General features: G+C 71.5%; 16 protein-coding genes and 1 pseudogene. 10 read left to right on the top strand and 7 right to left on the bottom strand.

Annotated elements, in window-relative coordinates; genetic code table 11:
- Nucleotides 1-96: 96 nt before the first annotated feature.
- Nucleotides 97-306, top strand: a complete 210-nt coding sequence (locus tag H4N64_RS28755) for a hypothetical protein (RefSeq protein ID WP_186285342.1) — start codon at nt 97-99, stop codon at nt 304-306.
- 1 nt (nt 307) lies between these two features.
- Here the strand turns inward: H4N64_RS28755 and tgmB are convergent, their stop codons facing one another.
- From tgmB to H4N64_RS28740, 3 genes are all read right to left on the bottom strand, one after another.
- Entirely contained in the window at nt 308-1,291 is a 984-nt protein-coding gene (gene tgmB, locus H4N64_RS28750; protein WP_186285341.1) for an ATP-grasp ribosomal peptide maturase, read from the bottom strand.
- A gap of 17 nt (nt 1,292-1,308) precedes the next feature.
- Nucleotides 1,309-1,500, bottom strand: a complete 192-nt coding sequence (gene tgmA, locus H4N64_RS28745) for a putative ATP-grasp-modified RiPP (protein ID WP_186285340.1) — start codon at nt 1,498-1,500, stop codon at nt 1,309-1,311.
- Between the two features lie 194 nt (nt 1,501-1,694).
- Nucleotides 1,695-2,018 carry a DUF1232 domain-containing protein gene (locus H4N64_RS28740; protein WP_186285339.1) on the bottom strand — a complete coding sequence of 108 codons (324 nt, stop codon included), beginning with the start codon at nt 2,016-2,018 and terminating at the stop codon, nt 1,695-1,697.
- A gap of 278 nt (nt 2,019-2,296) precedes the next feature.
- Between H4N64_RS28740 and H4N64_RS28735 the strand changes: the two genes are divergently transcribed.
- The gene (locus tag H4N64_RS28735) at nt 2,297-3,280 is read left to right on the top strand and encodes a hypothetical protein (RefSeq protein WP_186285338.1); all 984 of its coding nucleotides are present in this window, start codon (nt 2,297-2,299) and stop codon (nt 3,278-3,280) included.
- A 3-nt stretch (nt 3,281-3,283) separates the two neighbouring features.
- Here the strand turns inward: H4N64_RS28735 and H4N64_RS28730 are convergent, their stop codons facing one another.
- Together H4N64_RS28730 and H4N64_RS28725 are read right to left on the bottom strand one after the other, a co-directional pair.
- Nucleotides 3,284-4,408 carry a hypothetical protein gene (locus tag H4N64_RS28730; RefSeq protein ID WP_186285337.1) on the bottom strand — a complete coding sequence of 375 codons (1,125 nt, stop codon included), beginning with the start codon at nt 4,406-4,408 and terminating at the stop codon, nt 3,284-3,286.
- Between the two features lie 209 nt (nt 4,409-4,617).
- Complete coding sequence (locus H4N64_RS28725) at nt 4,618-5,112, bottom strand: lamin tail domain-containing protein (RefSeq protein WP_186285336.1); 495 nt, start codon at nt 5,110-5,112, stop codon at nt 4,618-4,620.
- Between the two features lie 219 nt (nt 5,113-5,331).
- On the opposite strand from H4N64_RS28725, the pseudogene H4N64_RS28715 reads away from it, so the two are divergent.
- A pseudogene (locus H4N64_RS28715) lies at nt 5,332-5,718 on the top strand (zinc-binding dehydrogenase); the annotation flags it as partial.
- On the opposite strand, the gene H4N64_RS45625 reads toward H4N64_RS28715, so the two are convergent.
- Entirely contained in the window at nt 5,702-7,135 is a 1,434-nt protein-coding gene (locus tag H4N64_RS45625; protein WP_260860031.1) for an MFS transporter, read from the bottom strand. The pseudogene H4N64_RS28715 and the gene H4N64_RS45625 overlap by 17 nt on opposite strands.
- Before the next feature lie 169 nt (nt 7,136-7,304).
- Nucleotides 7,305-8,210, bottom strand: a complete 906-nt coding sequence (locus H4N64_RS28700; protein ID WP_186285335.1) for a LysR family transcriptional regulator — start codon at nt 8,208-8,210, stop codon at nt 7,305-7,307.
- 141 nt (nt 8,211-8,351) lie between these two features.
- Here H4N64_RS28700 and H4N64_RS28695 point away from each other — a divergent pair, with 141 nt between their 5' ends.
- The 7 genes from H4N64_RS28695 to H4N64_RS28665 are packed head-to-tail and all read left to right on the top strand — an operon-like array spanning nt 8,352 to nt 15,057.
- Nucleotides 8,352-9,350 carry a fumarylacetoacetate hydrolase family protein gene (locus H4N64_RS28695; RefSeq protein WP_186285334.1) on the top strand — a complete coding sequence of 333 codons (999 nt, stop codon included), beginning with the start codon at nt 8,352-8,354 and terminating at the stop codon, nt 9,348-9,350.
- A complete protein-coding gene (locus H4N64_RS28690; RefSeq protein WP_186285333.1) occupies nt 9,347-10,303 on the top strand; it encodes a cyclase family protein in 957 nt (318 codons plus the stop codon). Before H4N64_RS28695 ends, H4N64_RS28690 begins: the two co-directional genes overlap by 4 nt.
- Nucleotides 10,304-10,326: 23 nt before the next feature.
- Nucleotides 10,327-11,451: an FAD-dependent oxidoreductase gene (locus tag H4N64_RS28685; protein ID WP_186285332.1), complete on the top strand. Its 1,125-nt coding sequence runs from the start codon at nt 10,327-10,329 to the stop codon at nt 11,449-11,451.
- The gene (locus H4N64_RS28680; RefSeq protein ID WP_186285331.1) at nt 11,448-12,443 is read left to right on the top strand and encodes an amidohydrolase family protein; all 996 of its coding nucleotides are present in this window, start codon (nt 11,448-11,450) and stop codon (nt 12,441-12,443) included. Before H4N64_RS28685 ends, H4N64_RS28680 begins: the two co-directional genes overlap by 4 nt.
- 4 nt (nt 12,444-12,447) lie before the next feature.
- Nucleotides 12,448-13,380 (top strand): VOC family protein, encoded by a 933-nt coding sequence (locus tag H4N64_RS28675; RefSeq protein WP_186285330.1) that lies wholly within the window; start codon nt 12,448-12,450, stop codon nt 13,378-13,380.
- A gap of 7 nt (nt 13,381-13,387) precedes the next feature.
- Nucleotides 13,388-14,317 carry a fumarylacetoacetate hydrolase family protein gene (locus H4N64_RS28670; protein WP_186285329.1) on the top strand — a complete coding sequence of 310 codons (930 nt, stop codon included), beginning with the start codon at nt 13,388-13,390 and terminating at the stop codon, nt 14,315-14,317.
- Nucleotides 14,314-15,057 carry an SDR family oxidoreductase gene (locus H4N64_RS28665; protein ID WP_186285328.1) on the top strand — a complete coding sequence of 248 codons (744 nt, stop codon included), beginning with the start codon at nt 14,314-14,316 and terminating at the stop codon, nt 15,055-15,057. Before H4N64_RS28670 ends, H4N64_RS28665 begins: the two co-directional genes overlap by 4 nt.
- The last annotated feature ends 88 nt before the right edge of the window (nt 15,058-15,145 follow it).

The following is a 15,145-nucleotide window of genomic DNA, read 5'->3' as shown; positions in this document are numbered from 1 at the left end:
CCCGATCCCGGAATTAGCACCCGCGTGTGCCTGGGCGCCTACACTCGGCGGTCGTGCCCATGTGGATGGGCCGCGATACGAAAGGCGCGTTGACGGGTGTTCCAGGATTCCCCCATTTACGACCGACTGATCTCGGAGCGCGGCGACGTTCCCCTGCAGGTGCGCCGGGAGGCCGAACGCGTCAGCAGGGAACTGGAGTTCGTCATGCAGCCGCTCAACTCCTTCGGGGCCCCGCCCGTCGATCGGCAGCCTCATCCGGGGGTCGGCTGGCAGCGGTCCGCCCTGCCGCCCGGAGGGCAGCACTGACTCAGGAGACCGCCGAGTTCGCGCCGTTGAGCCGAGTGGGCCGGGGCGCGACGGGCCGGGACAGCCACTCGGCGATGGTCCGTGCGATCGGCTGGCCCGTGTCCACCTCGATGAACCCGAACTGGCCCGACTGGTTGCACTCCAGGAACCACCAGGTCCCGTCGGCGTCCTCGACGAAGTCGAAGGCGCCGTAGGCCAGTTCGGCGCCCCGCATGTAGGCGCGCACGCTCTCGGCGATGCGCGGCGGCACCTCGGCCGGCTCCCAGGGCGCCGTGGTCGAGGCGAACCGGACGTCCACCTCGTCCGGGTGCGCGTCTGCCGCCACCGGCTTACGGGCCGCCAGCAGCCGCTCGCCCACGACGGTGAGCCGGATGTCGGCCCGCTTGGCGACGCGCCGCTGGAGCAGGGTGGGGCCGAAGGCCACGGCGGCGAAGTCGGCGTCGGGGGAGACCCGGCTGGTCGGCACCGCCCGGGGCGGGTCCTGCGGATGGGCGCCGGAGACCGGCTTGACGACCAGGTCCGGGTAGCGGTCGGCGAACTCCCGGGCGGCCTGCGGAAAGGTCGTGATGAGCGTGGCCGGCACCGGCAGCCCGCAGCTCTGGGCGTGACGCAGCTGCCAGGGCTTGTGCCGGGCCCGGTGCGCGGCGTCGGGGTCGTTCATCCACCGTGCGCCGCTGGAGCGCAGCATGCCGTACAGCGCCTGTGCGGACTCCTCCGTCAGCCAGGGAGAGGGGCGCGCCGCGCGGGATGCCGGGATCCCCGGCCGACGCACCCACACCGAGCGCAGCCCGTCCAGGCTCACCAGCCGCCCCCCGGACGACAGATGGCCGCGGAAGGCGCCGTGCACATACTCCCCGGACAACGCCGCCCCACCGGTCAGGTCGGCGGGATCGAGCCGGACCACCGGCACCGCGCAGGCGTGGAGGTGCACCACCACCATGTCGGCGGTGACGTCCTCTTCAGTGGTCAGAATCAACACGGTCATCGTGGCGGGTTCCGCGTTCAGTCGTCGAAGTGCGTCTTCGAACCCGCCGTGGACGTCGTCGTCCCCAGCTCTCTGAGCAGAGCGTGGTCGCTCGCGGCGATCCGCCCGTCCAGGAGCACGTTCAACTGCAGTCCGGAATCGTAGGCGTAGACAGCGGTGACCTCCACATCCGCGGCCGGACGTGCGTAGTTGAGCGCGAACGGTTGCATCGTCTCTCCCTCGCCGGTGCTGTACCGATCAAGCGAGCCACCCACCCTGGGACGTCGCTTGGTCCGCCGACTTCCTTCGGCTTCCACCCACTTATACGAATCGAACGGGTGGTTGGTTTCCTTACTCTCCGTTACCGTCGCCGGGATACGTGCCCGACTGCCGCTCCCAGCAGGCCCGTTGGCCGACGCCGGGCTCAGGCGGTATCACCGCGTCGACCGACGCCCGAGGGCCCGGAAAGGGCCCCGGGGCCACGCCTGTCGACGGACCCGCGCAGGGCGCGCAGGGCCAGCAGAAGTACGCCGATGTCGTCCAGGTACACAGGATCGGGCAGTAGATCGGCCGGCAGTACGAAGTACGCCAGGGCGCCCCAGAACACCCAGCGCGGCCCGGTCGGCAGGCCGGCGCGCCGCAGCTGACGCCGGGTCCGCACCAGCCGTACCAGCACTCCTACGGCCACGGCCAGCAGGGCGGCCGCGAGAACCGCGGCGACGAAGAGCGCCGTTGTGGTCGAGTCCACCGACCCCTCCTCACCTCGAAGGCGCACGCGGGAGCTCACGGAGGTGCTCGGGCACCCCCGTCTCTTGACGGATTCCCCCCTCAGGCGCGCCTATGGCCTGAGCGCGGCAACCGGAGCAATCGAACATCCGTCAGAACGGGTGGTACGAGGCGGCGTCTCATACCCTTGGCCCACTCGGGTGGCGGGCCGGGTCGGCAACGCCTAGTAATGGTCTCCGTACAGTCGCGTGTCGCTTCGGGGGCGCAGGAGCGGCCGCGCGCCCTTCTTTGGAGCCGAGGATGACCACCCGCTCTTCATCACCCAGTTCGAACGACTCCGGCATACCCGCCGCCACGGGCCAGGAGCCCGAGCCCCCGTACGGCGACCCGGTCGGCTGCCTGGTGCACGCCGCCGTGGCCGACCGGCCCGTGGAGGAAGTCGCCCAGCTCATCACCCTGTTGGCACGCTCGCCCGAGCACGCCCGGGCCACGCGCGAAGCCCTTCGCGCGGTCGGCGTGGACCGCTCCGTGGAGGACGTCGCCCGGCTCGTCGACCTGCTGACCCGGCCGCCGCGCACCGCGGACGGCGCGGACGAGACGATCCGCGCCGCCGCCGAACAGCGCCCGCTGGACGATGTGACCCGGCTGGTGGCCCTGCTGCGCCGTACCGACCTGGAGCCGCACCGCGGCCAGGAGGCGGTCCGCGCGGCCGCGACCGGACGCCCGGTCGGGGAGATCGTCGAACTGATCCGTCGGCTGTCCGAGGAACGCGACCGCCCGCAGATGGTCGAGCCCCTGCCCGAGGAGCCCGCCGCAAACGGCCTGGCCCCCGGAAAGGGGACGGCCGGACAGGCGCCACCTCCCCCCACCTGGCCGGGCCGGGTCACCGTCGCAGCCCTCGTGGTCTGCGCCGTGGCCTGCTTCCCGCTGCACCGGGACGGCGCCTCCCTGGGAGGCTACGCGCTCGCCCTCGGCATGGCGGTGGCCTGTCTGGCGGTGGCCCTGCTGCTGACGCTGCGGATCAGCGCACCGCTGCTGGCGGGCGCGGTCGTGGTGCCGACGGTGCTGGCGGCGGCCCGGCTCCTGGAGGGCCGGCTGCCCGCGGCGGGCCTGTCCCGGGCACTGGACCTCACCCTCGCCCCGGCCTGGGCGGCCGGACCCGCCGCCGTCTGTGCGTCTCTGGTGGCGCTGACCGCCCTGCTGGTGCATCTGGCGGCGCCGGCGGCGCTCAGGAGAGCGGTGGCGGCGCCGGAACCGGCCGCCGTCAGTGCCGCGGCCGAGTGATCGTCAGTCGGCGTCGGTCCGGCGCCCCGACGGCTCCTGCACCCGGGCGGCATCGGTGCCCGGGCGCAACGCCAGGGCGGTGTCCTTGAGCCGCCCGAACGTACGGGTCAGCTGCTGGAGCGGGGACTCGGGCCCCGGCCGCTGCTCGGGCAGGGCGCCGGCCGACTCGCGGTAGGCGGCCAGCGCCTCGTGGGCCTGCTCGGCGGCCTCCCGGTACAGGTCACGGGACTTCGTCATCGCCTCCAGCGCGTCGACGTACATGGCCACCAGGGCGCGCTCACGGGCGAGTTCCTCTTCGAGGGTGAGCAGCCGCCACTGCTCGCGCAGCGCGGTCACGGCCTCCTCGGCGCCCTCCGGCAGGGGCCGCGGCAGCGCCGCGAACCGGGCGACGGCGGCGATGAGCTCGGCCGGCTCGGAGCCGTCGAGGAAGACACTGCGCACCGAGAAGGCGGTCGCGTCGTAGTCCGCCGGGGCCGGGGAACCGGGCAGAACCACGGCGCCGCCCCTCGGCACCTCCACACCACGGTCCCGCAGCGCCCAGTTCACCACGCGCAACTGGTGCGGGGCGGCGCGATGCTCCACCACCCGGTGGCGCAGGCCCGTCGGCAGCATGCCCGCGAGCGGGATCCGCCCGCGCTGATCGGTGGTCATCGCCTCGTGGACGACGACATGGACGGTCCAGCCGTCGCGAGCGGCGTCCTTGAGCAGGCGTCGTACCGCCTTGTCGTCCTCGGGGAGGGGGTTGAGGTCGCGCAGGCGCCCGCCGGTGACCGGCTCGTGGTCCCAGTCGGCGTCGGAGTCCTGCGGCCAGAACAGCGCGGCGGGCGACGGCCACCGGGGATCCCAGGGGCGTTCGGCCTCCGCCGCCAGCACCCACGCCTGCCCGTCGGAGACGGTCAGCCTGGCTCGTACCGTCACCGAGTCCTCGATCCGCCAGCGGGCCTCGAACACCCGCTCGCCCTCGCTCTGGGCCTCGGCCGGTTCATGGAAGTCGTCGATGCCGCCGTCGTCCTTGTGCCGTTTCAGACACGTCCAGACCACCTCCTCGGCGGCGGATCCGGCGTGGCGGCCGCGGGCCAGCCACACCGTGGGCGGAGTCATGGGGCGGGCGGTCGGCGAGCTGGGCATGGGTCCTGGGGGCGACGGGGGCAGGTGCTCGTCCCAGTATCGATGCCGCAGGCAGCCACGTGTCACCGGGGGTCCGCACACGGGGTGTGCGCGGACCGCTCCGGACGAGGGCCGTTCACTCGTGGTCGGATCCGGCCCCGGTCATGAAAATGGCCGGTGCGCAGGGCCCGCCCACCATCCGCTTTGGGGCGGGCCCTGCGCACGGCAGGTCAGCCGTGGTACTTGATGTACCCGTTGCCGTCCGGGTCCGAGCCGCTCTTGGTGTACGAGTGCGAGTCGGCGCCGGCGCCCGTGGGCTTGTACAGGTAGATCGAGTCCTTGTCGTTGTTCCAGATGAAGTTGCAGTTGTCGCGGTAGACGACGTTGTTCGCGTCGGAGTCGGTGCCGTGGCCGCCGCGCAGCTTGATCTGGTCGCCGGGCTGCAGGTAGTGGTTGGCCGTGAAGGTGAACTTGTTCCCGGCCTTGTCCTTGACGACGTAACCCTTGAGGTTGACCGTCTTGCTGGACGAGTAGTTCTTGATCTCCAGGTACTCGGCCTTGGTGTTGCCGGTGGTGCAGTTGTTGGAGTCGCTGCCCGGAGCGTCGTACTGGACGCCTCGGATCTTCAGCGCCGACGAGTACTCGGTGGCCTGGGCAGGCCCGGCGGCAAGGGCGCCCAGGGTGCCCGCGGCGGCGGCCGTCGCGACGATCAGGCGTATACGCATGACGAAGTCCCCCCTTGTGAAGGTTCAGTGAAGAAGTGTGATCCTATGCCCACAGGGGGCGTCTGTTACCGCCGCGTCCGGAGGTGGAGACAGATCACTCGGGTCGCGGGGTGAGCAGCGCGCGCAGCAGACCCGGGAAGGCGTCCTCGAACTCCTCGCGGCGCAGCGTGTTCATCCGGGACGTGCCCACGTAGTAGGGCCGAGGATGAGGACGTCGTCGAGCGGGTGCTCGCCGTCACGGGCGGCCGGGGCGCCGAGTTCGTCCTCGACGCCGTGGCAGGACCCGGCGTCACCGACCTCGCCCGCGTGGTCGCCCCCGGCGGAACCCTCTTCGTCTACGGCGCACTGAGCGGCGAGGCGACCCCGTACCCGGGGATCGAACTCCGGCTGCCCGCGCTGAACATGCGCACCTACACCGTCCTGGAGACGACCCGCGACCCGCTGCGGCTGCGCCGGGCCGAGGCGTTCGTCTCCTCCGGCCTGAGCGGTGGCGCCTTCGCCCCGGCCGTGGACCGGGTCTTCCCCCTGGACGAGATCGTCGAGGCACACCGCTATCTGGAGGCGGGCAACCAGGTCGGCAAGATCGTCGTCACGGTCGACCACTGACCGGCTCCGGGGCCGCCACGGGCCGGCGCCGGCGGGCGGAGAGGCCGAGCCCGGCCGCGCCGAGGGCGCCGGCGGCCGCGAGGACGCCCATGGCGTCGGCCAGGGTGCCGACGGCGGCGGTCAGTGCCAGGACCACGAGCGGGCAGATGAACTGGCCGATGAAGAAGGAGCCGGTCCACAGGCCGGTGCCGCGGCCCCGGTCGGCGTAGTCGAGCCGGGACATGGCCAGGGTGAGCAGGCTCGGCAGCATGATGCCGCCGCCGAAGCAGCTGATGACGGCACCGAGGGTCAGCACGACCGGGTCCGAGGCCAGCCAGATCACCGCGAACCCCAGGCCGCACAACGCGAACACACCGGGCAGCCAGGCCTCAGAGCCTGTGTCACCTCCCCGGCCGGGCGCGCGACGCCTGGCACGCACTCCCCCAGACGGGGGACCCCCAGCGGCGTTGCCGAACCGCCCACGTGGCTCCTCCCCCACGCTCGAACCGGCTTCGCCGACTCGCGCAGGGGCACCCCCATCGAGGGCGCTCCGGCGCCTTGCGATCGCACGCACCAGACGCCGCGCGCTGATCCGACCGGGGAGGTGACACAGGCTCTCCGGGCCCAGGCCGGTCTTGGTGAAGACACCCGCGCCCAGCACGGTCGCGGCGCTGGACGCGGCGATCGCAAGACCGATGGTGCCGGAGTCCTCCACGCCCATGTCGTCCAGGAGGAACGCCATCTCCACCTGGACCGTGTAGAAGAGGACGGCGCCGAACACCGTCAGCGCGCAGGTTCCGGCCAGCGGGCGCCAGGGGAAGGGCCGCCGCTCCGCCTCCGGCGAGGAGACCTTCCCGGTGGACCGGGGCTGCGGCAGGAAGGCCGCCATCGCCGGAGCGAGCAGCAAGGTCACCGCGTACGCCCAGAACGGCGCCCGCCAGCCCGCCGCACCGGCCGCACCGCCGAGCACGAAGAAGGCCGTCGCCGAGATCGAGGCGCACATGGTCTGCAGGGCGAGGTAGCGGTCGCGCTGCCGGCCGGCGTAGTAGTCGCCGATCAGTGTGGTGCAGCAGGTCATGATGGCGGCCTCGACGACCCCGACCAGGGCGCGGCTGGCGACGATGGCGCCGAGGGAGTCCAGCCACAGCGGGGCCGTGCCGAGGAAGGCGTACAGCACGGTGGCGATGACGAGGAGGCGTTTGCGGCCCAGCCGGTCGACGACGACACCGGCGAAGGGGGCCAGCAGCGCGAGCGACAGGGCGGGGACTGTCAGAGCCATCGGCACCAGGGCGTCGGCGCCCGGGACGTCTGCGAAGTGGTCGCGCATCTTCGGCAGGACCGGGGCGATGAGCACGGCGCCGAGGATGGGCAGGCAGCTGCCGGCTATCAGCAGCGTGATGCGCAGACGGTGGCCGGAGGCGGTCTCGGTTGCGGGCATGCGGGAACTCCACCTGGCGGAAAAGGGGGGACGGGAAGCGCAGAGCGCCCGCGTCGAGCGGGACGGCTTCGGCGCTCGGTGGAGATGACTATCGGCCACCCGCCAGGTGCTGCCTAGCCCCCGCCCGATCGCGATCGAGGATGCCGATCATCCGTCCCCTGGATGCGGGTCAGCCCATCAGCCCCGCCCCCACCCGCGCCGCCGTCTCCCGCAGCCAGATGTGCGCCGCGTCATGGGTGTGGACGGGATGCCACCACATCGCCTCCTGGAGGGGCACCGCCTCATAGGGCGGATCCATCACGCGTACGGCGGCCACCCCGCTCAGCAGATCGGCCAGGCTCCGCTGCACCAGGGCGATACGACGGGTCCCGGCGACCAGGAAGGGCAGCACCTGGAAGCTGTCGACGGAGACCTCCACATGCGGGTCGATGCCGAGCATGCTCAACTGCCGTGCGGCGGGCGCGTCGTAGGTGCGCTGGTAGATGACCCAGGGCAGACGGGCCAGGTCCGCCATGGTGAGCCGGTCCCCGACCTCGTCGTTGGAGTCGGCGACGAGGAAGGCCCAGCGGTCGGTGAACAGGTCGACGGCGGGGAAACCGCTGATGATGCCGTGCGGCATCAGCAGTCCGTCGGCCGCGCTGAGCATCGTCGCGGTGTTCTCGGTGGCATCGGCCGGGGTCCGCTGGAAGCGCAGCCGCACGCCCGGGGCCTCGGCGTGCACGGTACGGGCGAGTTCGGCGCCGAAGACGGCGATCGCGTAGTCGGAGGCGAGCAGGGTGAACTCGTGCTCCTCGCTGCCCGGCATGAACTCCGCCCGGCTGCTGAAGACCCGCTCCAGCAGATCGCAGGCGGTGGCGGTGCGGTCGAGCAACGCCCGCCCGAGCGCGGTCAGTTCGTACTGTCCGCCGACGCGGGAGAGCAGTTCGTCGTCGAAGTGCCGGCGCAGCCGGGCCAGGGCGGCGCTCATCGCCGGCTGGCTGAGTCCGATGCGCTGACCGGCCCGGGTGACGTTGCGTTCCTCCAGCAGGGCACGCAGGGACGGCACGAGATTGAGGTCCAGGCCGGACAGGTGCACAACTGCCTCCGGAGCGCGGCCGCCTGAGCGGGGAAGCCCATGCCCGACGGTATTTGCACAGTGGATGATCTATATCCAAAGAATCGATTTCCCAGATTACGGGATGCGGGGCCAGATTAGTCACATCGCAACCAGGAGGACATGCCCGTGAAACCCGCAGCCCCTTCCGCGTCCTTCTCCGGACCCTTCGCCCTCGGCACTCTCTCCGCCCCTGACCAGGCATCTTTCCCCGCTCTTGTGGTTCCCGAGCGGCGCGCACTGGACCTTCGCCCGGCGCTCGGCGACCCCGCCCTGACGATCCGCGCCGTCTTCGAGCGCTGGGACGAGCTGCTCCCGCTCCTGCGGACCCTCGCGGCGGACTCGACCGCCGAGTGGCAGTCCCTGGACGGTCTGCGGGTGCACGCTCCCGTCGAGCCCCGCCAGGTCTTCCAGTCCGGTGCCAACTACCGCGAGCACGTGATCGATCTGGAGGTGGCCCACCGCGCGTCCGACGATCCGCGCACGGTGGAGGAGGCCAGGACCGAAATCGCCGCGATCATGGACCGGCGGGCCGCCGAGGACCTGCCGTACGTCTTCATCGGCCTGCCGAGCGCTCTCACCGGTCCCTATGACGACGTCGTCCTGCCCGCCTGGGCCGAACAGCCGGACTGGGAGCTGGAGTTGGCGGCCGTCATCGCCAAGCCCGCCTACCGGGTCCCCGTCGAGGAGGCGCTGGATCACGTCGCCGGCTACACCATCGCCAACGACCTCACCGATCGCGCCACCGTCTTCCGCCGGGACATGAAGGCCATCGGCACCGACTGGCTGCGCAGCAAGAACGCGCCCGGGTTCACCCCGCTCGGCCCGTGGATCGTCCCGGCCGAGTCGATCGCGGACCCCGGGGACCTGCGCGTCACGCTGAAGCTGAACGGCGAGACCATGCAGGACGAGTCGTCCAAGGACATGATCTTCGGCGTGGCGCGCATGGTGTCGTACGCCTCGCAGACCGCTCAACTCCTCCCCGGCGACCTGGTGTTGACGGGCAGTCCGGCCGGAAACGGCATGCACTGGGGGCGGCTGCTGCGCGACGGCGACGTCATGGACGGCTCCATCACCGGGCTCGGCGCCCAGCGCACCCGCTGTGTCGGGGAGGCCGAGTGAACCGGCACGACCCCGAGGGCGCCATCGCCGAGGCCGCCAAGGCGTACTCCAACTGGGGGCGTTGGGGCGAGGACGACGTCCTCGGCACCCTGAACTTCCTGGACGAGGCCAAACGGCGCGAGGGCGCCGCACTGGTCCGGCGGGGCGCGAGCTTCTCCCTGGCCCAGCGCTTCGACATGAACGGCCCGCAGAGGGGCTGGCGGCGCCGCACCAACCCCGTGCACACCATGCTGGACACCGGTACCGACGCAGCCCTCGGCAACCAGGGCTTCCCGCACGGCATCGGCGGCGCCGACGACGTGATCGCCATGCCGCTGCAGTGCTCCACCCAGTGGGACGGCCTCGGGCACATCTTCGACCATGGCAAGGCCTGGAACGGACGGGACGCGGCACGCACCGTCACCTCGGACGGCGACCTCGTCACCGGCATCGAGCACATGGCGCCGTACGTCGCCGGGCGCGGCGTGCTCCTGGACGTGGGCCGAGTCATCGGCACCCAGGGCGAGTTGCCCGACGGCTTCGCCATCACCGAGGAGCATCTGACCGCGACCGCCGAGGCGCACGGCGTCACCGTCGGCCGCGGCGACATCGTCGTCGTCCGCACCGGACGCCTGGCCCGCGCCCGGCGCGAGGGCTGGGGCGACTACGCGGGCGGTGACTCGCCGGGCCTGTCCTTCACCACGGCGAGCTGGCTGCACCGTACCGAGATCGCGGCCGTCGCCACCGACACCTGGGGATTCGAGGTACGGCCCAACGAGTTCGACGGCGCCTTCCAGCCGCTGCACCAGGTCGCCATCCCCAACATGGGCCTGCTCATCGGGGAGATGTGGGACCCCGACACGCTCGCGGAGGACTGCGCCGACGACGGCGTGTACGAGTTCTGGCTCACCGCGGCGCCCCTGCCCATCACCGGAGCCGTCGGCTCCCCCGTCAACCCGGTCGCCGTCAAGTGAACCGTCCAACAAAGGAGTTGGCCATGGGAAGAGAGAGAACCGTCCTCGTCATAGGAGGCGGCACCTCCGGCAACGCCATGACCGTCCTGCTGAGGCGGGCCGGCATCGCCGTGGACCTCGTCGAGGCCAAGCCGGACTGGAACTTGCGCGGGTCCGGCATCACCCTCCAGGGCAACGCCCTGCGCGTGCTGCGCGAGCTCGGCGTCTGGGACGAGATCCGCGCCCACGGCTTCTGTTTCGACTCCCTCGGCCTGACCGCACCGGACGGCACCGTCCTGCACGTCAACGAGGACATCCGCACCGGCGGCGACGACCTCCCGGCCACCCTCGGCATGCAGCGCCCGGTCCTCCAGCGCATCCTCACCGACGCCGTCCGGGCCTCCGGCGCCCATGTCCGGCTCGGCACCACCGCCGAGATCCTCACCCAGGACGACACCGGCGTCACCGTCCGCCTCAGCGACGGCACCGAGCGCCGCTACGACCTGGTCGTGGCCGCCGACGGCCTGAACTCCACGACCCGCGCCGCCATCGGCATCGACGACAAACCCGCCCCGACCGGCATGGCCATCTGGCGTGTCCCGGCACCCCGCCCCTCCGGTGTGGACCGCACCGACCTCGCCCACGGCGGCCCCTGCTACATCGCCGGCTACACCCCCACCGGCAAGGACACCGTCTACGCCTACCTCGTCGAGGCCAACCGCGACCGTGCCCCCATCGCGCCCGAGTCCTACGCACAGGAGATGCGCCGTCTCGCCGAGGGCTACGGCGGCGCCTGGAACGAGATCCGGGAGTCCATCACCGACCCCGCGCAAGTGAACTACACCTGGTTCGACCGGCTGCTCGTCGAGGGCTCCTGGCACCGCGGCCGGGTCGTCCTCGTCGGCGACGCCGCCCACTGCTGCCCGCCCACGCTGGCCCAGGGCGCGGCGATGGCGCTGGAGGACGCCTGGGTGCTGGCCGAGCTGCTCACCGGGGGCGCGGACTGGGACGAGGAACTCCTCAGGCGCTACTACGAGCGGCGCATCGATCGGGTCCGGACGGTCGTCGAGGCGTCCGTGCAGATCGGGCAGTGGCAGCTCGACGGCGTACGCGGAGACGTGCCCGGGCTGATGCGCACCACCATGGCCGCCCTCAAGGAGCTGCCGTGACGACCCCCACCGTCGATGTGCACGCCCACGTCCTGTTGCCCGAGGTCGACGCCCTCGTCGCCGACCTGCCCGGACACGCCGAGGCCAAGGCGCTGGACACCCGCCGCAACGGGCCCGCTTCCCTGGCCGTCAGCGGCCCCATGGTCGCCGCGCGCATCCCGCGCCTGACCGACGTCGGCGCCCGCCTGGCCGCGATGGACGCACAGGGCGTCGACATCCAACTCGTCAGCCCCTCCCCGTCGCACTACCACCCCTGGGCCGACGAGGAGACGGCGGAGAAGCTGTACCGGCTCGCCAACGAGGCGACGGCTGCGCACTGCGCCCAGGCGCCGAAGCAGCTGTACGGGCTCGGACTCGTACCGCTGCAACACCCGCTGCAAGCCGTGCGCGCCCTTGAACACGCCCTGGAACAAGGCTTGTTGGGCGTCGAGATCTCCAGTCATGCCCCCGGACGGGAGCTGTCGGACCCGGCATACGAGCCACTGTGGGCGCGCGCTGAGGAGACCGGCGCGATCCTCTTCCTGCACCCCTTCGGCTGCACCCTCGACGAACGGCTGGACCGCTGGTACCTGTCCAACACCGTCGGCCAGCCCACCGAGAACGCCGTCGCGCTCTCCCACCTGATCTTCTCCGGAGTGCTCGACCGGCACCCTGAGCTGACGCTGATAGCCGCGCACGGGGGCGGCTATCTCCCCACCCACATCGGCCGCTCGGACCATGCCTGGAGCGTCCGCCCCGACGCCCAGAGCTGCGCACGGGAGCCGAGCAGCTATCTGCGGCAGGTGTACTTCGACTCCCTCGTCCACGACCCGCACGTCCTGCGGGAGTTGGTACGGGTCGCGGGCCCGGACCGGGTGCTGCTCGGCTCCGACTTCCCCTTCGACATGGGCACCGAGGACCCGCTGGGCGCGCTGCGGGCGGCCCGGCTGTCCGACGCCGACTTCCACGCCGTACGGGGCGGCAATGCCGCCGCCCTCCTCCCCAAGGAGTGACACCATGCGTCTGCTCACCCATCTGCGGCACGTGGACCTGGCCGTGCCCGACTACGACAAGCAGCTCGACTTCTACGCCGGCGTCTGGGGTCTGACCAAGGTCGCCGAGGACTCCGGAATCTCCTTCCTGGCCGCCGAGGGCTCGCCCGAGCAGTACGTCGTACGCCTGCGCAAGGCCGACGAGAAGCGGCTCGACCTGGTCTCCTACGGAGCCGCATCCGCCGCCGACGTGGACACCCTCGCCGAGCAACTGGCCGCCGCCGGAGTGCGGTTGATCTCGCCGCCGGGGAAGGTCGACACTCCCGGCGGCGGGTACGGCTTCCGCTTCTTCGATGTCGACGGACGCACCATCGAGGTCTCCGCCGATGTCGAGGTACGGCAGCACCGCAAGATCGAGGAGAAGGAGTCGATCCCGGTCAAGCTGTCCCATGTGGTCCTCAACTCACCTGATCTGAATCGCACTCGGGAGTGGTATAAGCGTCACCTCGGCTTCCGGCTCTCCGACACGCTCAGCTCGCCACACATGGGCGAGGTCATGCACTTCATGCGGATCAGCAACCAGCACCACTCCATGGCCATCGCCCAGGGCCCGCACACCTCCCTGCACCACGTGTCCTTCGAGATGCGCGGTCTGGACGAGTACATGCGCGGCTCCGGACGCGTGATGCGGGCCGGCGCGAGGAAGGTCTGGGGGCCGGGCCGGCACATGGCGGGCGACAACACCTTCACCTACTTCCTCGACCCGCACGGCAACACGGTCGAGTACACGACCGAGTTGGAGGTGCTGGACGAGGACACCTGGCACCCGCACGTCTACGACTTCTCCCAGCCGGAGGTCACCGACCAGTGGGGCACCGCCAACCCGATGAACGAACTCGTCGCCAAGGAGTCCTTCAACGACGCCGACCGCGGCTGCTTCGTCGCCCCGCCGGTGTGAGGCCCGCATGCGCATAGCCACCTACCTGCACGACGGACGCCGCTACCACGGAGTGGTCGAGGGCAGCGACGTGCGCGCCCTGCCCGACGGCACCTCACCCGTGGAGGCGGCCTACGGGGTACGGCCCGTGGGCCGGGCCGTACCCCTGGCGGACGTACATCTGCTGGCGCCGCTGGAGCCGGCGACGATCCGGGACTTCGTCACCTTCGAGGAACACGTCGAAGGCGTACGGCGGTCCGTGGACGGCGCCGGGGGAGTGCCCGAAGCCTGGTACGACGCACCGACCTTCTACTTCACCAACCCCTACGCGGTGATCGGGCCCTACGACGACGTGCCCGTGCCGCCGGGGTCGCGGCTGCTGGACTTCGAACTCGAAGTCGCCGCCGTCATCGGACGGGAGGGTCGCGACCTCGCTCCGGAACAGGCACGCGATCACATCGTCGGCTACACGATCCTCAACGACTGGTCCGCGCGCGATCTCCAGTCCCGTGAGATGCAGGTGCGGCTCGGGCCGTGCAAGGGCAAGGACACGGCCGCGACGCTGGGGCCGTACCTGGTCACCGCCGACGAACTGGAGCCGTACCGGGACTCCGACGGCTTCCTGCGGCTCGGGCTCACCGCTTCCGTGAACGGTGAGGTCGTCGGCAAGGACCTGCTGTCCAACATGAGTTGGACCTTCGAGGAGATGGTGGCCTACGCCTCGCGGGGCACCGTCGTCCGGCCCGGGGACGTCCTCGGCTCGGGTACCTGCGGCAACGGGGGTTGTCTGGCGGAGCTGTGGGGTGCGCGGGGCGAGCAGTCCCCGCCGCCGCTTCAGCCCGGGGACACGGTCACGCTCACCGTCGAGGGCATCGGGTCCGTCTCCAACACCGTGGTCTCGGGCGTGGATCCGGTACCGCTGTCGGCGGCGCGGCGCCGCAGTCGGGAGCGGCCGTGACCGAGCTGTACGGAAAGGTCGTGGTGGTCACCGGCGCCGCGCGCGGTCAGGGCGCGGCCGAGGTCGATGCCCTGGCCCGGGCGGGGGCCCATGTCGTCGCGACCGACGCGGAACCCGTCGGTGACTGCCGCCGACTCGACGTCACCAGTGAGCAGGACTGGGCCCGACTGGTGGCGGAACTGAGAGAGTTGTACGGCCAGGTCCATGGGCTGGTGAACAACGCCGGCATCACCTGGCGGGCCCGCCTCGACGACGTACGCCCCGAGGACTTCGCCCGCGTCCACGCGGTCAACGTCACCGGACCGCTCCTCGGCATCCAACACCTCTCCCCGCTGATGCCGCCCGGGGCGTCGATCGTGAACGTCGGCTCGTCCGCCGCGCTCACCGGCCACTACCCGGTGGCGTACACGGCGAGCAAGTGGGCACTGCGCGGCCTGTCGAAGGCGGCGACCTTGGAGCTCGGCCCGCGCGGCATCCGCGTGAACACCGTCCATCCCGGCTTCATCGAAACCGATATGACCGCCTCCGCCGCACCCGTCTTCCGTGAGGCGAACCTCCGCGAGACCCCGCTCGGCCGCACCGGCACGGCCGACGAGGTGGCCCCGCTGGTGGTGTTCCTGCTCTCCGACGCCGCTTCCTTCATCACCGGCGCCGAGATCCCGGTCGACGGCGGCCTCACCGCGCACGGGGGCGTGAAGTCGATCTCCGACGCGCTCGCCGAGGCAAGGGACGCCTCGTGAACAAGGTCAGCGGTCGAACAACTGCGGTGTCGTAGTCCGAGCCGCACGACACGAGCGAGACCGCGCCAAGGGCCCGGAGCGAGTACTC

The sequence above is a fragment of the Streptomyces cupreus genome, from assembly GCF_014257025.1.
Classification (GTDB): domain Bacteria; phylum Actinomycetota; class Actinomycetes; order Streptomycetales; family Streptomycetaceae; genus Streptomyces; species Streptomyces cupreus.
Note: the sequence above shows the minus strand (reverse complement) of the source record. Positions and strands in the feature narration are given on the sequence as shown.